The organism is Bacillus sp. RHFS10, from assembly GCF_016757475.1.
Lineage (GTDB): Bacteria > Bacillota > Bacilli > Bacillales > Bacillaceae > Bacillus > Bacillus subtilis_G.
On the sequence record NZ_JAESPO010000002.1, the window covers coordinates 26,171 to 49,166 of the forward strand.

Consider the following 22,996-nt stretch of genomic DNA (forward strand, 5'->3'; position numbering starts at 1 on the left):
GGTCTTTCTTATGCTTAACCGAGTTGTATTAGTCGGAAGACTGACAAAAGACCCAGAGCTTCGTTATACGCCAAACGGTGCGGCTGTTGCCACGTTTACTCTTGCTGTGAATCGTACGTTTACGAACCAGTCCGGAGAACGTGAAGCCGATTTCATTAATTGTGTCACTTGGAGAAGACAAGCTGAAAACGTTGCAAACTTCCTGAAAAAAGGAAGCCTTGCAGGCGTAGATGGCCGTTTACAAACAAGAAACTATGAAAACCAGCAAGGACAGCGTGTCTTCGTGACCGAAGTTCAAGCTGAAAGTGTTCAGTTTCTTGAGCCTAAAAGCGGCGGCGGTTCTGGTTCAGGTGGATACAACGAAGGAAACAGCGGCGGAGGCCAGTACTTTGGCGGAGGCCAAAATGATAATCCATTCGGGGGAAATCAGAACAACAACCAGAGACGCAATCAGGGAAACAGCTTTAATGATGACCCGTTTGCCAACGACGGCAAACCGATTGACATCTCGGATGATGATCTTCCATTCTAATGAGAATATCGCTTAATCTAAAACAGAAAGGAGGGAAATGACAATGGCAGGAGGACGCAGAGGCGGTCGTGCGAAACGCCGTAAAGTGTGTTATTTCACTTCTAACGGTATCACGCACATCGACTACAAAGATGTAGATCTTCTTAGAAAGTTTGTTTCTGAGCGCGGTAAAATTTTACCACGTCGTGTAACTGGAACAAACGCTAAATACCAACGTAAATTGACTGCAGCGATCAAACGCGCTCGTCAAATGGCTTTACTTCCATACGTAACTGGTGAGTAAGCTGATATGTAAAGAGCAAGGACCTTCGGGTTCTTGCTCTTTTTTATAGGGGGGATGAAACATGAAGCTGATTTCTTGGAATGTAAACGGCCTGCGGGCTGTTATGAGAAAGATGGATTTCCTCTCTTACCTGAAAGAAGAGGATGCAGATATTATATGTCTTCAGGAAACAAAGATACAGGACGGCCAGGTCGATCTTCAGCCTGAAGGCTATCATGTGTATTGGAATTACGCAGTGAAAAAAGGATATTCCGGCACGGCTGTTTTTTCAAAAAAAGAGCCGCTGCGGGTTATGTACGGTATCGGAAAGGAAGAGCATGATCAAGAAGGCAGAGTGATTACGCTGGAATTTGAAAACATGTTTGTGATGACCGTTTACACGCCCAATTCTAAAAGGGGTTTGGAGCGGATCGATTATCGAATGCAATGGGAAGAGGCTTTATTATCTTATATTCTTGAATTGGATAAGAAAAAACCGGTCATTTTATGCGGCGATTTGAATGTAGCTCATCAGGAGATCGATTTGAAAAATCCAAAAGCGAATCGGAATAACGCTGGATTTTCTGATCAAGAAAGAGGGGCATTCACTCGTTTCTTAGAAGCTGGATTTATTGACTCATTCCGTCATGTCTATCCTGATCTTGAAGGCGCTTATTCCTGGTGGTCGTATCGCGCCGGCGCCCGGGAAAGAAATATCGGATGGCGTCTCGATTATTTTGTTGTTTCCGAAAGGCTGAAGGGACAGATTGGGGATGCCTGCATATCAGCGGACGTCATGGGTTCCGACCATTGTCCTGTTGAACTTATGATCAATATATGATGAGATGGCAGTAAGGAATTTACACTTACTGCTTTTTTATATGAAAAAGGAGAAAGAGATGGCAAACATAAAAGAGATTGCAAGATTGGCAAATGTATCTGTTTCGACCGTTTCACGTGTATTGAATCATTATCCGTATGTGTCTGAAGAAAAGAGGAAACTTGTTCATCAAGTCATAAAGGAATTAGATTACATACCAAATCGAACCGCAATCGATTTGATTCGCGGGAAAACCCATACTATCGGTGTGATTCTGCCTTATAGCGATCATCCCTGCTTTGATAAAATCGTAAACGGGATCACCAAGGCGGCATTTCAGCATGAGTATGCAACGACCCTTCTCCCCACCAATTATAACCCCGCTATTGAAATCAAATATCTAGAACTGTTAAGAACGAAGAAAATAGATGGTCTCATCATAACATCCCGCGCCAATGACTGGGACAGCATTATCGCTTATCAGGAGTATGGGCCGATCATTGCATGTGAGGATACCGGAGAGATTGATGTCCCATGTGCTTACAATGACAGAAAAGCTGCGTATGCAGAGAGCTTTCGCTATCTAAAGAGCCGGGGACATGAGAATATCGCTTTTACGTGCGTCAGAGATGCCGGCAGGAGCCCGAGCACGGCTGATAAAGCTGCGGCCTATAAAGCTGTCTGCGGGAGGCTGGAAGACCGTCATATACTGTCAGGATGCAACGATATGAATGACGGTGAGCGGGCTGCACAGCACTTTTATACGAGCGGGCAGGTACCGACTGCTATTTACGCAAATAGTGATGAAGTGGCAGCTGGAATCCATGTATTTGCCCAAAAGAATAAATGGGATGTTGAAATCATTGGCGAGGGGAATTCTTCTATCAGCCGAGTTCTTGGCTTTCCGTCGCTAGATTTGAATCTTGAGCAGCTCGGCATCGCAGCATTCTCTCTATTCTTGCGGGATGAACCGATTGATATCAAAATTCAGCATCAATTCGAGAAAAAAGCTTGAACTGAAATGCATTTCATACTTTATAACTTCATTGAAGGTGAAGATGAAGGAGGAGGAAGAAATGCGGATTGAACATACAGCGATCTGGGTCAATGATTTAGAGCGAATGAAATCCTTTTATGAAACGTATTTTAATGGCAAAGCGAATGATTTGTATCATAATGAGAAAAAGGATTTTAAGTCTTATTTTATGACATTTGATTCCGGAGCAAGGCTGGAAATCATGAAAAAAGGAAATGTGACTGATCCGCCTTCACAAACAATGACAGGCTGGGCGCACATTGCTTTTTCCGTTGGAAGCCGGAAGAAGGTTGATGAACTGACCGATCAATTGAAGAAGGATGGTTTTGCCGTAGTAAACGGCCCGAGGACAACAGGAGACGGCTACTATGAAAGTGTGATTGAAGATGATGAAGGAAATTTGATTGAGATTACAATCTGACATGGAGTGACTTGAATGCTGAGGACAGAAAAAGAAAAAATGGCAGCCGGAGAACTATATAATCCGGAAGATCAACAACTACTACTTGAACGCAAACGTGCGAGACAGCTGAGTAGACAATATAACGAAACACCAGAAGATGATGCAGTGCGGACGGAGCTTTTGAAGGAGCTGCTCGGCTCGCTTGGTGATCAAGTCACGATTTTGCCGACATTTCGCTGTGATTATGGCTATCACATTCATATTGGAGATCATACATTTGTTAATTTTGATTGTGTTATTTTAGATGTGTGTGAGGTGCGTATCGGACGTCACTGTTTGATTGCGCCAGGGGTACATATCTATACGGCTGGTCATCCGCTTGATCCGATTGAAAGAAAGTCCGGCCAGGAGTTCGGTAAGCCTGTGACCATTGGAGATCATGTTTGGATCGGAGGCCGGACGGTAATTAACCCGGGAGTGACGATTGGTGATAACGCGGTGATCGCATCGGGGGCTGTTGTGACTAAGGATGTACCTGCTAATACTGTTGTAGGCGGAAACCCCGCAAGGATGTTGAAGGAATTGTAATGAGATCAGTGCGGCAGGTCCGCACTGACTTTTTTCAAATCTGTTTCGCATTCGTTTTAGGACCGAAGCAGATTAACAGTAAGGAGCATGCGAGCCAGCAGCCGCCGATAAATAAAAAGACGCTGACATAGCCGAGCTGAACGGCGATAAATCCGACGAGCAATGAGCCGAAAATGTTTGAAAAGCGGCCGAGGCCATAGGCTAAACCGCTGCCAGATGAGCGGTATTCAGTCGGATAAGGTTCTGACGTATAAGCGTATAAGTTCGAGGTGAAAACCCGTTCCGTGATATTCACAATAAAACCAAACACAATAATCATGATCGGAATAAAAGTCATGCCATATAAGAGACCGGCGATGGCTGTCAGAAACGCGCTGGCGGCTAAAATCCATTTTCTCTGAAATGTTTCAGAAATCATCGAACCAAGCAATGCGCCAAGCGGAGCGCCGACGGAGTGCAGTACGTTATACCACAATGTATTTTCCATAGAGATGCCGTTGCTTTTTAAGAGGCTTGGGACCCATGAGGCAAATCCGTAAAATCCAAACGTTTCAAAAATCCATACAGCAGATAAAACGATGGTGATTTTGAGGTTTCTTCCTTTCAATAAACCTATGTAACCGGCATGCTGCTGAACGGCACTGTTTGCTTTAGGCTGAGCTGGTTCCTGAAGCGGGCCTTTCTCTTGTTCAACCTGCGCCTCAATTCTGTTGAGGATCGCATCGGCTTTCGCATACTCACCGCGATTTTCGTGCCAGCGAGGTGACTCTTCCAGACGGCGGATAAAGAAAAAATAAATAAGGCCGACGGCACCCCATACAAATACAAGCCTCCATCCCCATGAGCCGAGCGGAATGACAAAGGCAGACACAATATTGGTGATCGGAACGCCGACCAATCCAATCATGGCGCAGAAAGAAATATATTTCCCGCGGACACTGGAAGGAAAAAATTCCGCCAAATAGCTATTGGTAATCACCATGGCGGCTGCGACACCAAATCCGGTGAGAAAACGGAATGTCATTAAAGACGGGATATCCCATGCCAAGGCATTGCATAGCGATGCGATTGAGAAAACAAACACAAATAGATGTAAGGCTTTTTTGCGGCCGATTCGATCTGACAGCCTTCCCCCCAGCGATGCGCCTAAAAACATGCCTAAAAATGAAGCTGCCGTTATATTGGCAATGGTTGAAAGCGGGATGCCCCAATGCTCGATCAGTGCCGGTGCTACATTGCTGAGGGTAAATAAATCTGCAAGGTCAAAAAAATAAACAATGCCGAGAGCGGTTAATACTTGGAAGTGAACGCGAGAAATCGGAAGGCGGTCTAAACGATTCGCTGCGTTGGAGAAAGGATGTGTGTTCTTCTGTTTGAAGATCGTATTCATAAAAAACCCCCTTTTGATTAGTAAGAAAAAACTGAAAATTCCCCTCTTGGAATTATTATAAGTATCTTGATTCATTGGCGACAGAGTTCAAATCACTAGATGAAAGAACTAAATTTGCACTCTTTATTTTCATTTTGCTTAAAAGATTTCCAAAACAGTAGATTTGAAGACCAATTTATGCAAATATATAGGAATATTCTCATTGAAAGGAAGAGACATAGAAGGAATGAATTCATTTATCCGTCCATTAGAAGGAAACAATACATTATGGAGATATTTTTTCGCCTTTTTGGTGATCGTAGGTTTATATGTATTCGGGAATATTGCTTACCTTTTCGCTATACTGTTTACGGTTATTGTGAATCCAGATATCACGTTTGATTTGGATGAAGCTGTGCTGAGTGATCCACTGGTCGATCTTTATTTGGCTCATGTCATTTATTTATTTGCGATTCCGGGAGTATGGCTGGCTGTGCGCTTTATTCTGAAACGGCCGTTTCGATCGGTCATTACGCCAAACGCTAAGATCAATTGGCGGAGAATTTCCTTTGGCTTTATTGCTTATTTCTTGCTGATGATCGCCGTACAATTGATTGACTTTGCGATTCATCCTGACAGCTATTCAATGCAAGATGTTGATCCTTCACGGTTTATCTGGCTGGTGGCGGCGGCTCTCATTTTGGTTCCGTTTCAAACGTCAGCTGAGGAACTGTTTTTCAGAGGATTTTTGCTTCAAGCTTTCGGGAGAGTGACGAGAAATCCTCTTATCTTGACATTGATTGTCGGAGGCTTGTTTGGCGTACTGCATTTTGCGAATCCAGAAATGAACAATGGCGCTGTCTGGGCAGGAATTGAGTATTTAACTTTTGGTTTTGTGTGGACCTATTACACGATTAAAACAGGCAGTATTGAAATATCACTTGGCGCCCATGCCGCGAATAATATGTTTTTGTGTATGTTTATCACAGAAAAAAACAGTGTGTATGGGGGAATTCCTTCGTTATTTACGGTTACGCGGGGAAACCCGATGTGGGAGGCTTTATTTACGATAGCGGTCAATCTTGTTTTTGCGGGAATCGCGTTATGGTACCATAAGAAATCACAAAGTAAGCAGCAAGGGTCTTAATCCCTGCTGCTTATTAATGTTTGGATGGCTTCTTCGATATTTGTTGTCGGCTGCTGGCAGGCGAAGTTTTCGCAAATATACACGGTTGTTTTGCTGTCTATGATGCGGTAGTCTGCTGCGAATGGTGCTATGTCTTTGCATTGATCAGGATGTTCTGCCACCAGAATGGAGTCGTTTGGCTTAAAGGCTTTTTGAAGCGCGGTTATCAATTGTTTTCTGTCTGGATCGTCTGCGCTGCCAAAAATAACGATTTCTTTTTTAGGCGTCACATGCTTTAACACACTTTGCATAAAGAAAGCATGGCCGCTCGGATACGCGTCGATATCCGGCTTGAACACAGAAAACATCGTTTCCGCTTTTTCAATCAATGATAAGTCGCCTGTGGCCTGTCCGAGGCGCAGCAGCTGAACGGCTGCCACGCTGTTTCCGGAAGGCACGGCGCCGTCATATACTTCTTTTTCTCGGACGATTAAGGCTTCTGCATCGTGTCCGGTGAAGTAGAACCCGCCATGCTCCTCATCCCAAAATAAGCCGATCATATCGTCTGTCAGTTTCTTCGCTTTTTCTAAATAAGAAAGATCAAACGAGGCTTCATAGAGATCCAGATAAGCCCATAGGAGAAAAGCGTAATCGTCGATGAAGCCTTTGTTTTTCACTTCGCCGTCTCGATACCGAACCATTACACGGCCGTCAATGATTAATTGGTTTTCAATAAATGTGATGGCGTCTTCCGCTAATCTGAGATATTTTGGTTCTTGGAATACCTTTGCCGCTTTGGCAAGGCCCGCGATCATCAGCGCGTTCCAAGAGGTCAGCACCTTATCATCGACATGCGGATATGTTCTATCTTCGCGTGTCTTCAAGAGCTGTCGTCTTGCGTCCTCAAGCTTGAGGCTGAGCTCTTCCTCGGTTAAACCGAATTCAACCTTGATTTGTTCCCGCTTTGTGTGAATGAGGTTCGGAATATTTTTGCTTTCAAAATTCCCTTTTTCAGTGATATCATACACTCGGCCATACAGCGTTCCGAGATCGTCTCCGAGCGTTTTCAGAATCTCTTCCTTTGACCACACGTAGTACTTTCCTTCTTCTCCTTCTGTGTCCGCGTCTAAAGCGGAGAAAAAGCTTCCGTCTTCATGAGTCATTTCCCGCTGAATGAAGGTGATGATTTGTTCGCAAATCTCTTGATACCGGCTGTTTTGCGTAACTTGATAAGCTTCTGTATAAGCCGTCAGCAGCAACGCATTATCATATAGCATTTTTTCAAAATGGGGAACGAGCCATTCGTCATCGGTCGAGTAGCGGGCAAATCCATAGCCGATATGATCGTAAATGCCGCCATTCGCCATGCTGTCCAGCGTTTTCGTCACGTTGTATAAAGCATTTTCCTGCCCCGTATTGTGATGATAACGAAGCAAATACATCAGCATATGGGGCATCGGAAATTTCGGCGCCTGCCCGAAACCCCCGTAGATCGTATCAAACCCGTTGGCAAGCTGCTGGAATGTCCGGTGAATCGCTGACTCGCTAAGGGCTTCACCTGATTTTGCAGCTGTTTTGTTCTGCAAATGTTTAGCGGCGTTCTCCGCAATATCCTCGACATGTTCGCGATCGTTCGCAAATGTCTCAGACAGATGCTCAAGCACATCAACAAAACCGGGACGATTGAATTTGCTCGTCTTTGGAAAATATGTACCCGCGTAAAACGGCTTCTGGTCAGGCGTGATAAACACATTCAACGGCCAGCCGCCCTGCCCGGTCATCAGCTGACAGATTCTCATATAAACAGAATCCACATCCGGACGCTCTTCCCGGTCCACTTTAATCGCCACAAACCGTTCATTGAGGAGACGCGCAATTTCCTCGTCCTCGAAGCTTTCGTGAGCCATCACATGGCACCAATGACAAGTCGAATAACCGATGCTGACAAGTACCGGCTTGTTTTCGTGTTTTGCTTTTTCGAAGGCTTCTTCTCCCCAAGGGAACCAGTCCACAGGGTTGTGGGCGTGTTGGAGTAAATATGGAGACTTCTCAGCGATTAATTTATTGGGTTTACTTTTGTTTGGCATGGGATCACCTTCTTTCAACTTGTTTTTCATTCTTACTGTATCACAAGTATAAAATTAAATACTTTAAATATTTCCCCTTTCAAACGTGAAGGTGTTTTTTATTTGTCTCATATTATGGGTCAGTCCCGTCAATTAAAGTTCTTTTTTGTGCCGATAATATATCTTTAGTTAAAAGGGTAGCTCCCCATCAAGCTAATATTTTGAAGTACCCCCAAAACGAAATTTTTATCTCTTGATAGTGATTTATATAAATTAAATTTATTTTTTCGTTTTGGGTAACAGTCAATTTCTTAAGTTGATGGATGTGTGTTGCTACCCCAATAAGTGCTAATCGTTGATTGTATTGAATTTTAAGTGAATCTATTATATTGCTTGACATGGTTAAATGCTATAATAGTGAAATTGTGGATAAAGGATATGCCTTATATGTTTAGAGAGGTGATAATTATGCTTAATAAGCCGAGTGATTATATCGAAGCTGGTTTGAAGCTGGAATTGGAAGAAGATTTAAAATACTTATTCAATTCAACAGCTGATATAAAGATGGTACCAAAGGGTACAATTGTTTTAAGTCAGGGGCAAAGAGTTTCTTCACTGTATTATATTCATAAAGGAATTATGAGAGGATATTATATAGATGCTTCAGGGAATGATGTGACAAAATGTTTTGCAGCTGAAACGGAATTTGCCTGTGCAGAGGGTTTATTAAGAGTTGAAGAAGCTAGATTTAGTGTAGAAAGCCTGCAAGACAGCATTTGCGTAGTTATTCCGTATAATTCCATATACCTAGGTATGAAGAAAACTAATCAAATGAAGGTTATATTCACTAATTATATTCAGAAGATTCTTGTTGATACGCTAAATCGAGAACAGGCGTTACTTATGAAAGATGCACTGGAAAGGTACATGGAGTTTAAAAGAGAGTATTCTTCTTTAGAAAATAGGATAAATCAATCATATATTGCTTCTTATATTGGAATTAGAGCAAGCTCACTTAGTAGAATTAAGAGAAGTATGAAAATAGAATAAACGTTTTTAGGAAACATCAAATAAAAGTATTTGGTGTTTTTTTATTGCAATTTACATATGTCAATTACAACAGGCTATTATCGCATTATGATGACTGGTGTAATCACTGATTTAGGAGGATTTATTTATGAAAAAAATTTCCTTGGTAACAGGTGCAAATGGTCATTTGGGTAACAACTTGGTAAGGGAATTATTAAAAAGAGGAGAAACTGTTAGAGCAGGTGTACGAGATTTAAATGACAAAGAACCATTTGTAGACCTTGATTGTGAGATCGTCTACGCCGATTTGAGGGATAAAGACTCACTTCATAAAGCACTTGATGGAGTGAATACCTTATATCAAGTAGCTGCTGTATTTAAACATTGGGCACAAGATCCTGAAAAAGAGATCATTATTCCTAATGTTGAGGCAACTCAAAATATAATGGAGGCTGCTAAAGAAGCAAATGTAAGAAAAATAGTATATGTAAGCTCCGTAGCAGCATTGTCATTGGACAAGACAAACTTAAAGGGTAAAATTGATGAAACTACATGGCTTGAAAACAGTCATGGAAATGCATACTTTGATTCAAAAGCACGAGCTGAAAGAACAGCTTGGGAGCTGGCAGAAAAATATGATTTGGATATGGTTAGCGTTCTTCCTGGTGCAATGATTGGTGGAGAGTTTTTAAAGAAAACTCCAACCATACTGGCCTTCGAAAGTATTCTTTTAGGAAAGATGAAAGTTAACTATATAAGTGAAATGACGCCAATAGATGTAACTGATGTTGTGAAAGGTATGATTGCTGCAGCGGAAAAAGGTGTAAGAGGTACAAGATATATCTTGGCTAATGAAGAGCCTGTAACTTCAGATGATATCATTAAAATTGCAAAAAAATTTATTCCTAATCTTGAGATACCACAAAAATATACTAAAGAACAGTTGTTACATTTAGCTGATAAACTTGAATTTGAAGCAAAGGAAAAGAATACTCAGCCATCACTACTTAGAAGTCAGGTAGAATTATATTATGGTGGAATAAATAGACACTATGACCTTACTACATCAAGACAGGATTTGAATTTTAAGCCTAAGTTGGGTGAAGTAGCATTAGAAGAGTATTTTAAACGGTTTTTTGCTAGCCTAAGAAAAAAATCCTTATAATGAATCGGCTAATAGATGTTTTTGCCTTCCGGCTTTATTTTCGTTACAAGCATCATCTTGTCGTAAAAGGTTCATGAATTTAGGTGTCTCTGCATCATCCCTTGTAACCCGTGCTAAGTTAACTGACAAAACAGCGTCAAATATGCCATCTGTGAGTTTGTTAATCATCCTTTGGTATTCAGGTCGCATTTCATCCATTGAACTCTCAGCTTCTTGGAATATTTCATACTGCCAATTATTTTTATGAGCAATATCAAGAAGTCTTTTTCGATGTTTTACCAATGCTTCTTCTGTTTCTTCGCCCTCTTTATTTCGTGACTTTCTTAGTTACGCTTGATTTTGTATTATAACTCCAACAGCTCATCACCCTTTATGGTTTCCTGAATGTAATATACTTCTAGAATATCGTAATTATAGGTGTGTAGCTATACGGACTTGCCACCAATGGTAAGTCGAATAACCGATGCTGACCAGAACCGGCTTGTTTTCGCGTTTTGCTTTTTCGAAGGCCTCTTCCCCCATGGGAACCAGTCTACAGGGTTGTGTGCGTGTTGGAGTAAATATGGAGACTTCTCAGCGATTCATCTATTGGGTTTACTTTTATTTGGCATGGGATCACTTAACACATTTTCTCAAAAATAATCCCTGCTTCTTTATACAGCTGACTGTTCTCTAGTATTGTACTTAGGAAAACGTATTACCCCTGAAGCAGTTAAAACGCCTAATATAACTAACACGGCTCCAATAACTTGAAATACCTTTATCGGTGTGCCAACGGCAAATGAAATAATCATCGTTACAACGGGAACAAGGTTGAAAAATAAAGAAGTTTTACCTGCCCCAATCTCCTTAATCCCCTGATTCCACCATAGGTAACCCAAAACGCTTGTAAAGAAAGCCATAAAGGCAATTGCCCCCCAAACTCCAATCGGGATGTTCGATAAAGAAACAGGTTTGGATGTAAATAGGGAAACTACTATTAAACTAACAGCACCGATAACCATCGTATAAGTGGTTGTAGATAGCGGAGTACCATCTTTTACAAACCGCCGTCCAAGTACACCATAAAGTGCCCAACAAACGTTACCTGTAAAGATTATTAAATCTCCCCCTGAAATTGATAAGGTTTTAATGATTTCGATAGAACCTTGTGTAATGACTAACAATACACCGATGAATGCAAAGAATATGCCGAGCACTTGTTTTTTTGTCATTTTGTCCTTTAAGATCATTCGAGCGAAAATTGCTGTTAATAAAGGATTCAGCCCCATTATTAATGCTCCGTTAACGGGAGATGTATATTTCAAACCAATAAAAAACAAGGCATTAAATCCAAATATTCCTATAATTCCAAGAACAATGTATGAAACGGCGTTTTTCCGTAATTGACTCTTGTTTATACCTTCAGTAAAAATCAAAATGATGAGCATCACTGCAGCAGCTAAACCGAAACGCCATGCCGCAGAGAACGATGGAGAAAAATATCCAACCGTATATTTTGCAAGATTAAAAGTAGCTCCTGTAAAAATAGAGAAGCCAATTAACATCAGGTATATATTTAAATGTTTCATTTGTTTTCCACTTCCTCTTTCAAAATTGAATAATATGTATCCAGTTTTCCTTTTGTAGTAGAAATTACTTCTTCCAGCTCCTTTTTTTTAATTTCCATTTTCTCTAAGTGCTTGGTTAAAATCTCAATACGTTTATTTATAGATGGGGAGAGCTGTGCTGATTTAACATCCGAATTGATTTTTTCCAAAATGCAGCCGTCTTTGACAAACTCATTAATATCCTCTAAAGACATACCTGTTTCCTTTAAACTTTTAAGGAATGTCATGAACTGAATATCAGTCTCTGTATAAAAACGCCTTCCACTGTTTTTTCGTTTTGGTGGTGGAAGTAACCCAATCTTTTCGTAATATCTTAATGTATACGAGCTAATACTAGTCTTCTCAGCAGCTTTACTAATGGAATACAACAAACATCATTCCTCTCTTTTGATTAAAGTTAGTTTACAACTTAGAGTTAACTCTAAGTCAAGCAAATAAAAAAACCTGCTACCGCATGGTTACGGATTACAGGTTTTAGAAAATGAATAACATAAAAGGTAAACTGTATTATTTGAACAAATGGTATTATCGTTTAAAATGGCTTCTGTTATCTTTTAATGGAGTTCCACACGATTTGATTATCCCAGGCCACCAATGCCGAGTTGAATAGCCCATAATCTCACTTTAAATACAAATCTTACAAAATGAAAAATAGAGCTCAATAGAGCTCTATCCTAAGTTCACTTGTTTTTTTTAACTGGGAATATATAAGTCAAAACTAAAAAAACCATAATACAAATTATAAATTGAATAAGTCTGTCTATAAACCAATAGTTAGTAAAGTTAATTTCATTTGTCACCTGAATGACGGCAAAAACTGCAAATAAAATTAGTATGAATTTAAATGACTCTTTGTTCAAATTAATCAATACTTTCTTTAGAGAATTGCATATACAACACCTTGTGCAATATATCCACAAGAACTAGCTACTGCATGCCAAACATACTTATCAAGATAGTCTGTTACTGTATCATGTACTTCATCTAATGGACCCATAAGTACGATTCCGTTCCAAAAAGAAAGCCATTGGGCACGTGAAAATTTGCGTTTTAATGCACTAGGAAACTTTTTATAGATTGCATCAGGTAATTTTTTCTTTACATATGATTTTCCGAATACCGTTATTAATTTCCGCCCTAAAGAAATATAACCTACCTTTTCAACCTTTATATCACCTGAACTTACTTTAGCATTTGGATTCAATACAATTGAATTAGTACTTGTAGTACTCAGCTGAATAGTATTAGAAATTGGTGATGATATATCACTAAAGCCTACTGTTGAAGTATGTATATCGTTTTTTGATTTAGTATATGAATTAGAAGTATTATCAACTGGATTAAGATATTCATCATCATTTTTCAATGCATCACCAACAAATTCGTTAGCAACTTCTTGAATGATCTTATCCATTTCTGCTTTTGACATACTTGCATCAGAAGCATCACTATTATCTTGAGTGTTTTGAGCATCAGAGTTTTCCTCTAAGCCTGTACCTGCGTCATTTTTCATTTGAGAAAAAACAGTCCCTTTAACTTCAAAACTTTGATTATTTAGCTCTAGTTTGTCTGCAGTTAAAGCGCTGGAAAAAGGTGTTACAACTCCCAATGATATCGTAATAGAACAAGTTGTTGCAACGCCTAGTTTCTGGAGAATCACAGTTTCACCACTACAAAGAGCACGGCCATCTTTTGTCATTGATTCAAATGAAAACATCTGAGGAAGATTCCCCTTTAGTTCAATAGAAAAATAACTGTCGAGTGTTACCTCACAATGTATATTTTGGAGGGGAAGATTTTTTTAGCCATTCCAATGATAAACGATTTGCACAACGCCAGAGGAAAATGTTCTTGTATTCACCATTTTTAAATTTATCCTCTGTTTTACATCAATAAACAACGGTTTTCCTTCTCCCAAAACAACAGGGTGAATAGATAATCTAAATTCATCAACAAGCCCCAAATTTATAAAAGTTGTAATGAGACTCGCTCCACCATATAGCCAGATGTCTTTGTCAGGATTTTTCTTCAATTTATTTACTTCTTCAAGAATATTATCATTTATAAATATGGCTTGATTATCAATCTCATTTTGTGTTTTGGAAAAAACATATTTCTTTTTACTATGAACCAATTTCCAAATTTCCTTTTCTGTATCAGGGTCTTCATTTTTTGGAATATATTGTCCCCATAAATCGTAGCTTTTTCTACCATATAAAATAGTATCAATTTGATTTAAGAAATCAGTAAACCCCATATCAGGGTCCATAATGCACCAATCAACTTCTCCATTTTTCCCTTCAATAAAACCATCTAAAGTAACTGCTAAATCTAACACTATTCTTCTCTGTTTTAAGTTATTTGTCATAACTATTCATCCTTTTACATAAGAAATTGGTAGAAATTCTTCTCCCACTCACACACCAGATGGACTAAGTTGCGTTTGTGGACAAAGTGAAGAACAATATCCTAAAATGAAAGTGCCCACTACTCTCCGCAGCTCGATTAGCAGGAACACTCTTTATCTTCACTTGGTTAAATGCAAGCTCTGCGCGATTAAGTTATAGATTTCGGCTTCTGGATCTGTCCGTTCTAAAACAACTGAAATCCTGTTCCTTATCCATATGATATCCGGTTAAGATATTTTCCTCATTTCTTAAGCCATCACCTTCTTTCGATTAGATTTATATTAATTCATAATTAGTTTATACATATTATAGAGGAAATATTAGTAATGAAATCTTAACTTATGATGGTGAATCTACTCTGACATTTCTAATTTTAAGTTTCGGTATTCTCTTCGATTGTATTGTTTATTTTTAATTTCTTCAAGGAAGTGCAATTTCACTTTAGGTTTGCCGTTTTGATTGATATAAATCTCTTTAATACTCTCTATAATCACTCTGCAAGTAAGATCTTTACCTAGAAAAATTAGAGTTGAAAGGACTTCATCTGTATTCTCACTAGAATCGAAAAGTTCTAAAATTTTATAATGTTGAAAACACAAGTGTTCTTTGAATTCTTCAGTCTTCCCGACAGACCAATCATGAAAGTGTGCATATAAATTCATAAAAGGTGGGAAGAAATCATTATCTGAAGGGTTTGAACTAATATCCTTAGTGATTTCGGATAAAAACTAATTTATAAATAAACTTATACCTTTAGATAACTCCCAAAGGATATCCCTGAAAAACTCACCTTCATGTTCAATAAACATAAAGAAACCAAAGGTAAAGAAACAAAGTTAGAGGAGTAAACCCTGTGTTTACTCCTCTTTTTTCTGTTTATAAAAGAATTGCCGTGATGTTGGCGTCAAGTCACAAAGTATTGGTATAACAGCTACTGAGTGGATACGATGCATCTTTTTGCAATTCATCTTTGTAAAATTGAGGATGCTTTTTTCTTTTGATCTTAAAAAGAATTATTTTTCAGAAGAGTTACCAAAAGGAATTCTTAAAACAATACCCATAATAATAATTGCAATTAGTCCAATAATATTAACTACTGTTGAAATAGATTCATTATCTACAAAAATATTAACAATAAATGAGCCTGCAACGATCAATAGTATCAAAAAATATAAACTTTTTTTCATAAACACACTCCTATTTTTTTTAAAATATGTTATTATTTTCATTGATAAATAATTCTATAATAATATTGTAAAGGAGTTTTATTGTGAAGAAAAGCATTAAACAATTGGTCATTGTAATCTGTTTCTCTCTAATTTTCACCACTATAACAATACCAATAGCTAACGCAAAAGAAAGTGCTAATGATGTTTCTTCTGAGCAAGTTAATGTAGAGTCTCAAAACATGAAAAGAACTCTCGAACCTCTATTAGAATTAATTGATCAAATGCCAGAGGATGTTGCTGAACAAGGAATAAACTCCGGTGTTGAATGGTTAAACGTACATAAAGGGAATGAATTTGAAGGTTATGAATTTGTTGCTGATGGAGAAAACCTGACTGCTGTTAAAACCGTCCAAGAAAGTATAGGGCCATTTATAGTATTGAGTACATGGAGTTGCATTTCTAGTGCTGCTAAAGCTATAGCAGTAAATGCTATCCCATGGGCAAAGATCTTAAAAGTTAAAAAAGCAGCAAAATTAATGGGCGGACTAAATTCAATGACAAAAACAATTATCACAGCTTATAAACATCAAAGAAACCTAGGACTTTCTAGAACAAATGCTATAAAAAAAGCCGTAAAAGTATCTACTAAGGCACTACCAGGTGAAACTCAAAAAGCCGTACTAGAATTCTTTAGTTTAGGTGATGTTGTTGATAATTGTTTCTAATTGTTTTAAAAACGGGATGCAAACAGGTTTAAATTATCAAGACCTAAATTATAAAAACCCTTAAAATAAAGGAGAAAGCATATTAGACATATATGTTTTCTCCTCTTTTTTTGTGTATATAATTTAGGAGTAATCTTTGCAACGTTAATCTATCCATTCTATATTTAATGATGGTGGTTTATTGCTACCTTTAGGATAATGCCATATTACTTTACTTATAAATGATGTTAATCCTTCATTTAGTTTCGTATCATCGAGCTGTTTCCAATGCTTAATAAAGTGATCCAGGCGCTCAACGAGGGATTCTTTTGCCCTTATTTCATCTTCTTGAGTTATATTTTCTGTTTCTTCGAGTTCTAATGGGCTAACTTTATTCGTTATCTTTATACAGCTGACTGTTCTTTAGGATTGTACTTAGGAATATATATTACCACCGACGCCATGAAAACACCCAATATAACTAACACAGCCCGAATAACTAATAAATAATTACATTATAAACTGGAAATATTAGTGATGATGGTGTTCATGTGTTTGTTTATTTTTGACCTGGCAAAGGATCGTTTTTTCATGATCATGCGTTGCTGTTTCCATTTGAATGGTTACGTGGGTAATGCCTTTTTGGTCAAGTTTTTGTTCAAGCCTGCGTAAAATAGCTTCACTTTCTGTAATGGTCAATTGATCGTCAACAACAGCGTGGCAAGAAAGCGCGTTTAAACCGCTTGTAATAGACCAAATGTGCAAATCATGAATGCCTTGGATTCCTTCTGTCTCTTCAATTGTAAGAATGATATCGGTCACGTCGATATTTTGTGGAGTGCCTTCCATTAATATATGAATGGAGTCTTTAGACACTTTGTAGCCGCTTCTTAGAACAAGAATCGCTACAATGACGCTTGCCAGTGGATCTGCCCAGCCCCATCCAAAAAAGATGATCAGGATGGCAGCTAAAATGGCGCCTACAGAGCCGAGCATATCACTAATTACATGTAAAAAAGCTCCTTTAATGTTTAGGTTATTCTTTGTATCTCCGCCACTTAGCATAATCCATGCGACCAATAGATTTACCACTAATCCAATGATGCTAATAATCAGCATGCCAGTAGTTGCTACCTTTGGCGGGTTAGAGAAACGTTCAATTGCTTCATAAATGATATAAAGGGCAATAAGAATGAGGGCAACGCCGTTGATCATGGCAGCTAAAATCTCAAATCGTTTATAGCCAAACGTTTTATGATGTGTTGCATTCTTTTCGGCTAATGTAAAAGCAATCAGAGCAACCAACAATGAGATTGAATCACTTAGCATATGGCCTGCATCTGATAAAAGCGCTAAACTATTTGTTAAAAAGCCGCCGATAGCTTCAAACATCATATAACCTGTAATAAGAGCAAACGAGATCGCTAATACCTTTTTATTTGAACCGTGCGTGTGATTGTGTCCTATTGTAAATCCCCCCTTAACCAAAGTTCATAGTTTTACCATGCCCGCGTTCATTAAAATTAAACTTTAGCATGGGCTACACCGTATGAGATGGCCATATATTCACATTTGGTATATACCTTCTTATCATATACTCTCACATTATTTGGTAAAACATTTTGTTTGGTTAGTATATGTTTAAATTATCAATACTAAGGAATATGTAAGGGAGATCTTTATACAGGAGGTGTTCGCCTTACTTGGTAAGGCAAACGATTGACAACACTTAATCTTATTATCTTTGCCATTTTAATTGTGTTAACTGCATTTTTTGTTGCGACTGAATTTGCGATTGTGAAAATTAGAACATCGAAAATCGATCAACTCATATTAGAGGGCAAAAAAGGTGCTGTGTCAGCAAAGAAAGTTGTGACTCATTTGGACGAATATTTGTCGGCTTGTCAGCTGGGAATCACTGTGACAGCATTAGGAATTGGCTGGGTTGGAGAGTCGACTTTTGAAGTGATTCTGCACCCCTTATTTACTTATTTTCATGTAAGTGAACCCGTCTCACATGTGTTGATTTTAATCATTGCTTTTGTCATGGCGACTTTTTTGCATGTAGTGGTTGGTGAGCTTGCTCCTAAAACACTCGCGATTCAAAAAGCTGAAGCGATCACTCTTTTAACAGCAAAGCCTATTATCTGGTTTTATCGCATTTTGTATCCTTTTATCTGGTTTTTAAATGGTTCAGCCCGGTTTATCGTCGGACTCTTCGGGTTAAAACCTGCGTCAGAACATGAGCTTGCCCACTCTGAAGAGGAACTGCGCATTTTATTGTCTGAAAGCTATAAGAGCGGTGAAATCAATAAGAACGAGTTAAAGTATGTCAATAACATTTTTGAATTTGATGAAAGAATCGCTAAAGAAATCATGATTCCAAGAAGAGAAATACTAGCGATTTCTATCGATGATTCTTATGAATCTGTTGTTAAGACTATTAAGACAGAGAGCTATACAAGGTATCCGATTTTAAATGGAGATAAAGATACGATTATTGGTTTTATCAATGCCAAGGCGTTCTTGTCAGTTTATATTGATACAGATCAGAAAACAAAGGATCATTTCAAGTTAGAAAATCATATCAACCCTGTTATCCATGTGATTGAATCGGTTCCTATTCATGACTTATTAGTGAAAATGCAAAGAGAGCGAACTCATATCGCTATTCTTGTGGATGAATATGGCGGTACTTCAGGCTTGGTCACTGTTGAAGATATTCTTGAAGAAATAGTAGGCGACATCAGAGATGAATTTGATGAACATGAAGTGCCTGACATTCGAAAAATAAATGATGATCATTACATTTTAGATTCAAAAGTGCTTATTGAGGATGTAAATAAACTATTGGAAACCGCGTTAGAGAGTGTAGATGTCGATACAATAGGCGGCTGGTTTATGACTCAAAATATTGATGCCAAACTTGGCTCTGAAATAGAAGCCGAAGGATATGTGTTTAAAGTGCACAAAATAGACGGCCGGCATATTCATTATGTAGAGGTAAAACCGAAATGACGATGATTTTTTTGTAAGTGAGGCACTTACAGCCTGTGATGACTTAGCAATTCATCCAGGCTTTTTATATGAAATAAAAGACAAGCCGGATAACCAGAACCGGCTGGTTTTCACATTTCCCTTTTAAGTAGGCAGTTCGCACGATTGTGGGCGTGGTGAAACAGGCACAATGACTTCTCGGCGATTAACTCCAAAGAGTATTCTTCTCGGCAAGGTTACTGATTATGTTAAAATGCTACGTAGGTTATTTTATGAAGATTAGATACAAGGAGGTGCCCCTATGAAGTTAGATGAATTTTCTATTGGACAGGTTTTTCAAACTAAACCATTTGAATTAACAAAAGAGAATGTAATGAATTTTGCAGAAGAATATGACCCGCAATACATGCATGTAAATGAAGAGAAAGCAAAAATGGGCAGGTTTAACGGAATCATTGCATCTGGAATACAAACGTTAGCCATCACTTTTAAGCTCTGGATTGAAGAAGGGTGTCATGAGGACGATATTATTGCTGGAACAGGAATGAATCATATAAAATTCCTAGCACCCGTATACCCGAATGATAAGCTGAACACTATCGTTAAGGTTATTGATAAAAAACCAAATAAAAGTCAAACGGGAATACTTACTGTATTGTTATCTACCTATAATCAAAAAGAGGAAAAAGTGTTTGAAGGTGAGTTATCCGTATTAATGAAACGGTAAAAGATTTTGATAAATTACAAACAGGAACTTATTATAGGTTCCTGCTGATCATCATGGTGAATAAACATTAAGGCTTCTTTGGCTTTGTCAATTCGAAACTATGTTGCACCATATCATCAAGAGCCTCTTGTGAGAGGTTGCCATCTAAGATCACTGTATTCCAATGGTCTTTATTCATATGATACCCGGGCTTTACCTCTTTAAAAATACTACGCAGGAAATTGGCTCGCTCAGGTTCGCACTTAAGGTTAACGCATAAATGGCCATCAAGATGAAAGATAAGCGCAAACCATTTTTTATTCCCGTTGTGACGCATCACCGTCCGCCCTTCACCAAGGATAGTAGTAATTGATCATTTCCTCGTGATTCATAACTCTCTACCTCTATTTTTAGAAATAACCAATGATTCATCGTCATGATATCACAATGTAATGAATGGTTAGGTGATATTGTGAATATAAAGAAAGCTTAAAGGAGATCAAAGTCAACTAATCTCCTTTAACATCAACCATTTTTTGTGCAATTAGCTTAAAATCCTTTTCACTGATCTCAAAATGCCCAAACCGAAATGAGTAGCCCCAACGCTTCTCGTCTTTTATGAAAGAAAGATATGGGATTAATGGGCGAATGGGTATTTCTGTGCAATGAATGAAATGTATATGTCTTCGAAAAGGCTGAAAATCATTTGCCATATTAAATTGAAAAATATGACGATCTACTACTTTGCCTAAAGCAGTAAATTTTTGATATGGCGTACCTTCCTTAATATTGACCTTTGGAGAATAATAAATGATCCAATCACCTTTATTCATCTTTTTTAAGGGTGCCTCTTTGCCATGACAAAGTTGTGCAAATCCGCCTTGAATTGCTTTCATTACGTGATCTCGGGAAGCCACTCCCACCCAGTATCTTTTATGTTGCACAGGCACAGAGTCAGCATCCACAATCATCAGGTATGTGATTGTCTTGATTTGTATTTGTGACAGGGAAGTTCATTTCTTTCCATGCTGCAATCCCTCCAGTCAGCTCTTTCACTTTATATCCATGTTCTAATAAAAACTTTGCAACTTTTGCAGCGGTATTGCACCAGACATCCCAGCAATAAACAATGATTTCTTTTTCTTTTGGTATTTCTTTTAAACGAGATTGCAGTTCTTGTTCAGGAATAATGTGAGCATCTTTAATTGTTACATTCCTTACATGAATTGGACCGTTTCGAACATCGATTAAGACGTATTTCTCGGGATTCATTTGCTTAGCTTTCAAAAAATCCATAGGGCTTATCGTTGCTTCGAGACGTGCATTAAAATAATCGAGAGCTTGCATATTGTAAAACCTCCTGTTTTTTAAAGTGATCTCCAAATTTTAATAAGGAAATCTTTAAGTAATTGTCTTTCTTGTTGATTTAACGGAGCTAATACCTCTAATTCCGTATTAACTAAAAACTCCCAACGTGAATCCAATATATCGTTACCTTTTTCAGTAGTCTTAAGGCTATAGGATCTTCTGTCATTAGGATTTTTTGTTCTCTCAACAAATCCTAATGTCTCGAGATGATCGATATGACTCACCATCGTAGTCCGATCGATTTGCAGGTTTTCAGAAATATCTTTTTGTGATGAGTAAGGGTTTCCTTTGATAAATAAAAGCACTCCGTATTGTCTTGCGTTAATCTCATACGGTCTAAGCCCTTCAGCAAATGTATTTTCCATTCGCTGGAGAACTTTTCCGAGCAAAAAACCATAGGATTGATTCCATTTTTCCAATTATTTCACCTCAAATAATATCAGCTTAACATATAATCAGTTTAACTGATTATTTTTCAAGAAACAAGGTTTAAGTTCGTCAAGTGTGCCTGCTGGGATTGGTGCTATTCAAACAGTATGTATTTTTAAAACGGCTACTCCATTTCCCGCCGATAATATGCAGCGTCAATTCCACGGGACAAACCATTTTTACTTCTGTACTGCAAGCGCCAAATCCATTTAACCGGATTCCATATTTGTCACCTCACAATGTAAGTTACAAAAATGTGCGTCATTACATAATTAACTAAGATGTATTACAGTAAATATATCAAAAAATTTCCAAAGGGAGTGGTTGGCATGAATTTGAGACAATTGTCAGAACATGTCTTTCAATGTGAATTTGAGCTTGATGTGCCTATTCGGATTCCGGTTCATATTTGGTTTGTTAAAGATGGTGATGATGTTTATATCATTGATACGGGAATAGAACGTTTTGCGGATGCTCAGATCAGGGCAGCGTTAGCGATCGGCAGTCCAAAAGCCATTTTGCTTACCCATGGCCACAGCGATCATATTCAAGGTGCATCAAAATGGTTAGAGAGATTTGATATTCCAATTTATGCCCATCAGAAAGAACTAATCTATATCAATGGGGAAGCGCCTTATCCGAACAAAAATGAGGTGGAGAACACAGGGGTAGCCCATATTGTCCAGCCGCTGATGGAACAGACGCTTGCCCACTTGCCGCTGCAATTCTATCTTACACCCGGACATTCCCCGGGGCATGTTGTGTACCATCATGAAGTCGATCATGTTCTATTATCAGGTGATCTTTTTATCACAAGTAAGAAAAATTTACACCCGCCTATCAGAAGATTCAGTGTTGACATGAATGAAAACATCGACAGCGGCGCAATCATAGATGAAATCAAACCAACCCTCATCTGCTCTTCACATGGCGAAGAAATTGTTTATAACGAAGAATTGTATAAAAACTATGTGTTAAGGTATAGGGGCTAAAGGAAGTGAGAAAAAACATATCTAGCAATATTGATATGTTTAAAGAGACATTTAGAGATACTCCGATATCTCAATGAGATTCTGATCGGGGTCTCTTATACAAACAGATAGAACCGGGCCAAGTGCATCGGTTTTTTTGATTGAGCCTTCCTCGGTATTGATGTTTGTTTTCTTGAGATGCTTCAGTATTTTATTGATAGATGCATTAGTGATCCTG

General features: G+C 38.4%; 24 protein-coding genes and 6 pseudogenes. 13 read left to right on the forward strand and 17 right to left on the reverse strand.

Features of this window, described 5'->3' with window-relative positions; translation table 11 throughout:
• The first annotated feature begins 10 nt into the window (after positions 1-10).
• The 6 genes from ssbA to JMN17_RS06800 all read left to right on the forward strand — a co-directional run bounded on the left by ssbA (position 11) and on the right by JMN17_RS06800 (position 3,641).
• The gene (gene ssbA / locus JMN17_RS06775; protein WP_039074877.1) at positions 11-532 is read left to right on the forward strand and encodes a single-stranded DNA-binding protein SsbA; all 522 of its coding nucleotides are present in this window, start codon (positions 11-13) and stop codon (positions 530-532) included.
• 43 nt (positions 533-575) lie between these two features.
• Positions 576-815, forward strand: coding sequence for a 30S ribosomal protein S18 (gene rpsR / locus JMN17_RS06780; protein WP_010332656.1), 240 nt, complete (start codon positions 576-578; stop codon positions 813-815).
• A 61-nt stretch (positions 816-876) separates the two neighbouring features.
• Positions 877-1,635, forward strand: coding sequence for an exodeoxyribonuclease III (gene xth / locus JMN17_RS06785; protein WP_202327743.1), 759 nt, complete (start codon positions 877-879; stop codon positions 1,633-1,635).
• 58 nt (positions 1,636-1,693) lie between these two features.
• Entirely contained in the window at positions 1,694-2,629 is a 936-nt protein-coding gene (locus JMN17_RS06790; protein ID WP_202327744.1) for a LacI family DNA-binding transcriptional regulator, read from the forward strand.
• 61 nt (positions 2,630-2,690) lie between these two features.
• Positions 2,691-3,071: a VOC family protein gene (locus JMN17_RS06795; protein ID WP_202327745.1), complete on the forward strand. Its 381-nt coding sequence runs from the start codon at positions 2,691-2,693 to the stop codon at positions 3,069-3,071.
• A gap of 15 nt (positions 3,072-3,086) precedes the next feature.
• The gene (locus tag JMN17_RS06800; protein ID WP_087993759.1) at positions 3,087-3,641 is read left to right on the forward strand and encodes a sugar O-acetyltransferase; all 555 of its coding nucleotides are present in this window, start codon (positions 3,087-3,089) and stop codon (positions 3,639-3,641) included.
• Between the two features lie 34 nt (positions 3,642-3,675).
• On the opposite strand, the gene JMN17_RS06805 is transcribed toward JMN17_RS06800, so the two are convergent.
• Positions 3,676-5,031, reverse strand: coding sequence for an MFS transporter (locus tag JMN17_RS06805; protein ID WP_202327746.1), 1,356 nt, complete (start codon positions 5,029-5,031; stop codon positions 3,676-3,678).
• Positions 5,032-5,257: 226 nt separating this feature from the next.
• On the opposite strand from JMN17_RS06805, the gene JMN17_RS06810 reads away from it, so the two are divergent.
• Entirely contained in the window at positions 5,258-6,157 is a 900-nt protein-coding gene (locus JMN17_RS06810; RefSeq protein WP_087993768.1) for a CPBP family intramembrane glutamic endopeptidase, read from the forward strand.
• On the opposite strand, the gene JMN17_RS06815 is transcribed toward JMN17_RS06810, so the two are convergent.
• Positions 6,154-8,223 (reverse strand): thioredoxin domain-containing protein, encoded by a 2,070-nt coding sequence (locus JMN17_RS06815; protein ID WP_202327747.1) that lies wholly within the window; start codon positions 8,221-8,223, stop codon positions 6,154-6,156. The two genes, JMN17_RS06810 and JMN17_RS06815, sit on opposite strands and share 4 nt — an antisense overlap.
• Before the next feature lie 447 nt (positions 8,224-8,670).
• On the opposite strand from JMN17_RS06815, the gene JMN17_RS06820 reads away from it, so the two are divergent.
• Positions 8,671-9,252, forward strand: a complete 582-nt coding sequence (locus tag JMN17_RS06820) for a Crp/Fnr family transcriptional regulator (protein ID WP_242519869.1) — start codon at positions 8,671-8,673, stop codon at positions 9,250-9,252.
• A 127-nt stretch (positions 9,253-9,379) separates the two neighbouring features.
• Positions 9,380-10,396: an NAD-dependent epimerase/dehydratase family protein gene (locus tag JMN17_RS06825; RefSeq protein ID WP_202327748.1), complete on the forward strand. Its 1,017-nt coding sequence runs from the start codon at positions 9,380-9,382 to the stop codon at positions 10,394-10,396.
• Here JMN17_RS06825 and JMN17_RS06830 read toward each other — a convergent pair.
• From JMN17_RS06830 to JMN17_RS06870, 9 genes and pseudogenes are all read right to left on the reverse strand, one after another.
• On the reverse strand, positions 10,391-10,678 hold the full coding sequence (locus tag JMN17_RS06830; protein WP_087993764.1) for a recombinase family protein: 288 nt from the start codon (positions 10,676-10,678) through the stop codon (positions 10,391-10,393). The genes JMN17_RS06825 and JMN17_RS06830 overlap by 6 nt on opposite strands.
• 129 nt (positions 10,679-10,807) lie before the next feature.
• Positions 10,808-10,977, reverse strand: a pseudogene (locus JMN17_RS06835) (DUF255 domain-containing protein).
• A 72-nt stretch (positions 10,978-11,049) separates the two neighbouring features.
• Positions 11,050-11,967 (reverse strand): DMT family transporter, encoded by a 918-nt coding sequence (locus JMN17_RS06840; protein ID WP_202327749.1) that lies wholly within the window; start codon positions 11,965-11,967, stop codon positions 11,050-11,052.
• A complete protein-coding gene (locus JMN17_RS06845; protein ID WP_087993766.1) occupies positions 11,964-12,377 on the reverse strand; it encodes a MerR family transcriptional regulator in 414 nt (137 codons plus the stop codon). Before JMN17_RS06845 ends, JMN17_RS06840 begins: the two co-directional genes overlap by 4 nt.
• 154 nt (positions 12,378-12,531) lie before the next feature.
• Positions 12,532-12,621: pseudogene (locus JMN17_RS06850) on the reverse strand (DUF255 domain-containing protein); the annotation flags it as partial.
• Between the two features lie 1,030 nt (positions 12,622-13,651).
• Positions 13,652-13,732 (reverse strand): annotated as a pseudogene (locus tag JMN17_RS22110) (DUF1259 domain-containing protein); the annotation flags it as partial.
• A gap of 75 nt (positions 13,733-13,807) precedes the next feature.
• Positions 13,808-14,374: a dihydrofolate reductase family protein gene (locus tag JMN17_RS06860; RefSeq protein WP_202327751.1), complete on the reverse strand. Its 567-nt coding sequence runs from the start codon at positions 14,372-14,374 to the stop codon at positions 13,808-13,810.
• Between the two features lie 159 nt (positions 14,375-14,533).
• Positions 14,534-14,672 (reverse strand): annotated as a pseudogene (locus JMN17_RS06865) (MmcQ/YjbR family DNA-binding protein); the annotation flags it as partial.
• Positions 14,673-15,427: 755 nt separating this feature from the next.
• Entirely contained in the window at positions 15,428-15,601 is a 174-nt protein-coding gene (locus JMN17_RS06870) for a hypothetical protein (RefSeq protein WP_202327752.1), read from the reverse strand.
• 83 nt (positions 15,602-15,684) lie between these two features.
• Between JMN17_RS06870 and JMN17_RS06875 the strand changes: the two genes are divergently transcribed.
• Positions 15,685-16,308: a hypothetical protein gene (locus JMN17_RS06875; RefSeq protein ID WP_121641643.1), complete on the forward strand. Its 624-nt coding sequence runs from the start codon at positions 15,685-15,687 to the stop codon at positions 16,306-16,308.
• 383 nt (positions 16,309-16,691) lie between these two features.
• Here JMN17_RS06875 and JMN17_RS06880 read toward each other — a convergent pair.
• Both JMN17_RS06880 and JMN17_RS06885 read right to left on the reverse strand, forming a co-directional pair.
• Positions 16,692-16,787, reverse strand: a pseudogene (locus tag JMN17_RS06880) (EamA/RhaT family transporter); the annotation flags it as partial.
• 31 nt (positions 16,788-16,818) lie between these two features.
• Complete coding sequence (locus tag JMN17_RS06885; protein ID WP_202328223.1) at positions 16,819-17,754, reverse strand: cation diffusion facilitator family transporter; 936 nt, start codon at positions 17,752-17,754, stop codon at positions 16,819-16,821.
• A gap of 252 nt (positions 17,755-18,006) precedes the next feature.
• On the opposite strand from JMN17_RS06885, the gene JMN17_RS06890 reads away from it, so the two are divergent.
• Both JMN17_RS06890 and JMN17_RS06895 read left to right on the forward strand, forming a co-directional pair.
• The gene (locus JMN17_RS06890) at positions 18,007-19,305 is read left to right on the forward strand and encodes a hemolysin family protein (protein WP_202327753.1); all 1,299 of its coding nucleotides are present in this window, start codon (positions 18,007-18,009) and stop codon (positions 19,303-19,305) included.
• A 280-nt stretch (positions 19,306-19,585) separates the two neighbouring features.
• Positions 19,586-20,011, forward strand: coding sequence for a MaoC family dehydratase (locus JMN17_RS06895; RefSeq protein ID WP_087993889.1), 426 nt, complete (start codon positions 19,586-19,588; stop codon positions 20,009-20,011).
• A 67-nt stretch (positions 20,012-20,078) separates the two neighbouring features.
• Here JMN17_RS06895 and JMN17_RS06900 read toward each other — a convergent pair.
• The 4 genes and pseudogenes from JMN17_RS06900 to JMN17_RS06915 all read right to left on the reverse strand — a co-directional run.
• Positions 20,079-20,345 (reverse strand): annotated as a pseudogene (locus JMN17_RS06900) (MmcQ/YjbR family DNA-binding protein); the annotation flags it as partial.
• 154 nt (positions 20,346-20,499) lie between these two features.
• Positions 20,500-20,934: an EVE domain-containing protein gene (locus tag JMN17_RS06905; RefSeq protein WP_087993894.1), complete on the reverse strand. Its 435-nt coding sequence runs from the start codon at positions 20,932-20,934 to the stop codon at positions 20,500-20,502.
• A gap of 10 nt (positions 20,935-20,944) precedes the next feature.
• A complete protein-coding gene (locus JMN17_RS06910; protein WP_202327754.1) occupies positions 20,945-21,337 on the reverse strand; it encodes a rhodanese-like domain-containing protein in 393 nt (130 codons plus the stop codon).
• Positions 21,338-21,357: 20 nt separating this feature from the next.
• The gene (locus tag JMN17_RS06915) at positions 21,358-21,777 is read right to left on the reverse strand and encodes a MarR family winged helix-turn-helix transcriptional regulator (RefSeq protein ID WP_202327755.1); all 420 of its coding nucleotides are present in this window, start codon (positions 21,775-21,777) and stop codon (positions 21,358-21,360) included.
• A gap of 339 nt (positions 21,778-22,116) precedes the next feature.
• Between JMN17_RS06915 and JMN17_RS06920 the strand changes: the two genes are divergently transcribed.
• Entirely contained in the window at positions 22,117-22,779 is a 663-nt protein-coding gene (locus tag JMN17_RS06920) for an MBL fold metallo-hydrolase (protein ID WP_087993655.1), read from the forward strand.
• Positions 22,780-22,996: the final 217 nt, after the last annotated feature.

Excerpts from the sequence above, each read along its gene's own strand:
- JMN17_RS06795 (WP_202327745.1), top strand. The coding sequence starts at position 2,691 with ATGCGGATTGAACATACAGCGATCTGGGTCAATGATTTAGAGCGAATG.
- JMN17_RS06825 (WP_202327748.1), top strand. The coding sequence starts at position 9,380 with ATGAAAAAAATTTCCTTGGTAACAGGTGCAAATGGTCATTTGGGTAAC.
- JMN17_RS06810 (WP_087993768.1), top strand. The coding sequence starts at position 5,258 with ATGAATTCATTTATCCGTCCATTAGAAGGAAACAATACATTATGGAGA.
- JMN17_RS06805 (WP_202327746.1), bottom strand. The coding sequence starts at position 5,031 with ATGAATACGATCTTCAAACAGAAGAACACACATCCTTTCTCCAACGCA.
- JMN17_RS06860 (WP_202327751.1), bottom strand. The coding sequence starts at position 14,374 with ATGACAAATAACTTAAAACAGAGAAGAATAGTGTTAGATTTAGCAGTT.
- xth (WP_202327743.1), top strand. The coding sequence starts at position 877 with ATGAAGCTGATTTCTTGGAATGTAAACGGCCTGCGGGCTGTTATGAGA.
- JMN17_RS06910 (WP_202327754.1), bottom strand. The coding sequence starts at position 21,337 with ATGCAAGCTCTCGATTATTTTAATGCACGTCTCGAAGCAACGATAAGC.
- ssbA (WP_039074877.1), top strand. The coding sequence starts at position 11 with ATGCTTAACCGAGTTGTATTAGTCGGAAGACTGACAAAAGACCCAGAG.
- JMN17_RS06815 (WP_202327747.1), bottom strand. The coding sequence starts at position 8,223 with ATGCCAAACAAAAGTAAACCCAATAAATTAATCGCTGAGAAGTCTCCA.
- rpsR (WP_010332656.1), top strand. The coding sequence starts at position 576 with ATGGCAGGAGGACGCAGAGGCGGTCGTGCGAAACGCCGTAAAGTGTGT.
- JMN17_RS06870 (WP_202327752.1), bottom strand. The coding sequence starts at position 15,601 with ATGAAAAAAAGTTTATATTTTTTGATACTATTGATCGTTGCAGGCTCA.
- JMN17_RS06820 (WP_242519869.1), top strand. The coding sequence starts at position 8,671 with ATGCTTAATAAGCCGAGTGATTATATCGAAGCTGGTTTGAAGCTGGAA.
- JMN17_RS06895 (WP_087993889.1), top strand. The coding sequence starts at position 19,586 with ATGAAGTTAGATGAATTTTCTATTGGACAGGTTTTTCAAACTAAACCA.
- JMN17_RS06840 (WP_202327749.1), bottom strand. The coding sequence starts at position 11,967 with ATGAAACATTTAAATATATACCTGATGTTAATTGGCTTCTCTATTTTT.
- JMN17_RS06800 (WP_087993759.1), top strand. The coding sequence starts at position 3,087 with ATGCTGAGGACAGAAAAAGAAAAAATGGCAGCCGGAGAACTATATAAT.
- JMN17_RS06790 (WP_202327744.1), top strand. The coding sequence starts at position 1,694 with ATGGCAAACATAAAAGAGATTGCAAGATTGGCAAATGTATCTGTTTCG.
- JMN17_RS06920 (WP_087993655.1), top strand. The coding sequence starts at position 22,117 with ATGAATTTGAGACAATTGTCAGAACATGTCTTTCAATGTGAATTTGAG.